Below are 2,375 nucleotides of genomic sequence, written 5' to 3' on the forward strand. Positions count from 1 at the left end.
CTTTGTGAACTTCTTTTCTGATTTATCTTTTATTTTTTTTTTTCAAGCAGAAGACGGCATACGAGTTGTCTTAGGGTCTCGTGGGCTCGGAGAGGTGTATAAGAGACAGTTCCACGTCTCGGTGGGGGCCGGGGGGATGACGTACGAGGAAGGGAGCCTGGCCGGGCTGCCCGCGGTGATCGAGTTCGACGCGGGGAGCATGGTGCTGACGACGTTCGGGCGGAGCAACGCGGGGACGGTCAGGGGTGACCTGGCGGTCGCCGACCGGTACCTCAACCTGTTCTTCCGGATCTAGCACTGGGTTACGGCCTGCCGGCCCCGCCCGACGGACGGGCGGGGCCGGTGGTCTGTCAGTCAGCGCAGATGGCGAAGACGCTGATGCCGACGTCGTTGTAGCCGATCTGGCGGCCGATGCCGATCCAGCCGCGTCCGTCGTCGGTGGGGAACGACCCCACCAGGATCGCGCCGTTGCCGCGGGCCTCGGCTCCGCCGCCGAGGACGCGCTTGGTACCCGGGCAGTAGAGCGTGCGCCGCTGGAAGTTGGGGACGTTGGCGTTGGGCAGGGTGACGAGCTGGTAGCCGGGGGGCAGTGCCGATGTGCCGGTGGCCGCCGCGGCGGAGGCGGGCGACTGAAGGGCGACGACGGTGGCCGTTACGCAGGCCGCTGTCGCGAGCGCGCTGACGGAAAGGGACAGAGACTTCTTGAACTGCACGGGCTCTCCTTGTCCTGTTCCCTGACGGACACGGTTTCCGGGCAGCACGCGGCATGCCGGCGTATGCGGTGCTGTGGGCGACGTGAGATCAGGGAGAAGGGGGCTGACACGTTGAGTATCTGCTCCGTCGCAGTCCGTGTCCATAGGTATTTTCACCTGGGAAGGAAACCGGTCCCGTGCCGCCGGAAGCCTTCGTCAAGCGACCGTCGCCGGGGCTACAGCGTGATCCCTTCGCGTCTGAGGTCCTCGATGATGCCGTCCACCAGGCGGGTGGCGACGGTGTGGTGCAACCGGCCGTCGTCGCGCAGCTCGCGTACGGCGGGCACCGGGTCGGGGTCGGCGAACAGGCGCTCGTCGGAGTAGTCCACCGGGCGGCCCGTCGGGTCGACCGTCCACCAGGACGCCTCCAGCGCGATGCCGTTCGGGTCGCTGAAGTAGATCGAGCGCAGGAACCCGTGGTCGATGACGTCGGTGACCTCGCAGCCGTGGGCCTTGAGCCGGTCGCGGAGCCGGTTGAGCGCGTCCTCGTCCGGCAGGTGCAGCGACAGGTGGTCGAACTGCGCCGCCTTGGCGTACGGCACGCCCGCGGGCTTGGCGAAGCTGTCGAGCGGCTGGTCGGTGTACTCGAAGAAGGCGATGGTGTTGCCCGGCGCAACTTCGAAGAAGTAGTGCTTGAACGCGGGGACGGCGAGGGTGGTGACCAGGCGGGCGTCGAGCACGCCGTGCCAGAAGCGCACGGTCGCGTCCATGTCCGCGGTCACCAGGGCGAGGTGGTGCACACCGCGCCAGTGCACCGTTTCTGGGGTCGCAGCCATGCGTTAAACGTACGCCTTTCAACTATCTCTGGTAAGTGAGTGCTGTGTGTCGAGCGGGCCGATGGGCTCTGATTACAGTGAACGTAAGAATCTGGTCAATGTAAGATCTGGCCCGTGGCCTCTGGTGAGCGGGTCCCCGCGCTGCGGGAGCGCAAGAAGGCCGAGACCCGGCGGGTGATCGTCGCCGCGGCGCGGCGGTTGTTCGGTGAGCGCGGGTTCGACGCGGTGACGGTGGTGGAGATCGCCGAGGCGGCCGAGGTGTCGGCCAAGACGGTGTTCAACTACTTTCCGGCCAAGGAGCAGCTCTTCTACGACGAGGCGCCGCTCCTGACCGGGGTGCCGGCCGAGGCGGTGGGCTCGCGGGCGGCCGGGGAGTCGGTGGCCGGGGCGCTGCGCGCGCTGCTGCCCGCCGTCGTCGCGGATCCGGCGGGGCTGGCGGAGCAGGCGCGGGTGTACCACGGCAGCCCGGCCCTGCGGGCGTACGGGCGGGAGGTTTTCGCCGGGCAGGAGCGGGCGCTGGCCGGGGTGCTCGCCCGCGACCGGGGCGTGGGCGGGGCCTGGGCAGGGTCGTCCGGGATCGTGGCGGCCGTGGTGCTGAGCCCGGTGCGCGAGGTGTGGGAGACGGTCCTGACGCGCACGGCCGGCGGGATGCCGCCCGAAGAGGCGCTGGACCAGGGGATTCGGGATCTCGACGCGGCGCTCGTCGCGCTGGGCCAGGGCTTTCCCGCCCTGCTGTCGAGAGGTGACCCGGGGCCTGCCCGGGGGGAGGCTGCGGTTGGGCCTGCCTGGGTGGAGGCTGTGGCTGGGCCTGCCTGGGTGGAGGGCGAGGCCGGGCCGGTGCGGGAAG

Annotated in this window: 4 protein-coding genes; 2 read left to right on the forward strand and 2 right to left on the reverse strand. The window is 69.2% G+C overall.

The features are described 5' to 3' along the window. Nucleotides 1–94 precede the first annotated feature (94 nt). Nucleotides 95–295, forward strand: coding sequence for a hypothetical protein (locus ETD85_RS61690; protein ID WP_138699002.1), 201 nt, complete (start codon nt 95–97; stop codon nt 293–295). A gap of 55 nt (nt 296–350) precedes the next feature. Here ETD85_RS61690 and ETD85_RS61695 read toward each other — a convergent pair whose 3' ends face one another. Further along, nucleotides 351–713: a hypothetical protein gene (locus tag ETD85_RS61695; RefSeq protein WP_138699003.1), complete on the reverse strand. Its 363-nt coding sequence runs from the start codon at nt 711–713 to the stop codon at nt 351–353. A gap of 215 nt (nt 714–928) precedes the next feature. Beyond that, a complete protein-coding gene (locus ETD85_RS61700; protein WP_138699004.1) occupies nt 929–1,528 on the reverse strand; it encodes a VOC family protein in 600 nt (199 codons plus the stop codon). A 114-nt stretch (nt 1,529–1,642) separates the two neighbouring features. On the opposite strand from ETD85_RS61700, the gene ETD85_RS61705 reads away from it, so the two are divergent. Continuing rightward, a partial coding sequence (locus ETD85_RS61705) for a TetR/AcrR family transcriptional regulator (RefSeq protein ID WP_206059642.1) occupies nt 1,643–2,375 on the forward strand: 733 nt, incomplete at its 3' end.

The sequence above is a fragment of the Nonomuraea zeae genome (assembly GCF_005889725.1).
Lineage (GTDB): Bacteria > Actinomycetota > Actinomycetes > Streptosporangiales > Streptosporangiaceae > Nonomuraea > Nonomuraea zeae.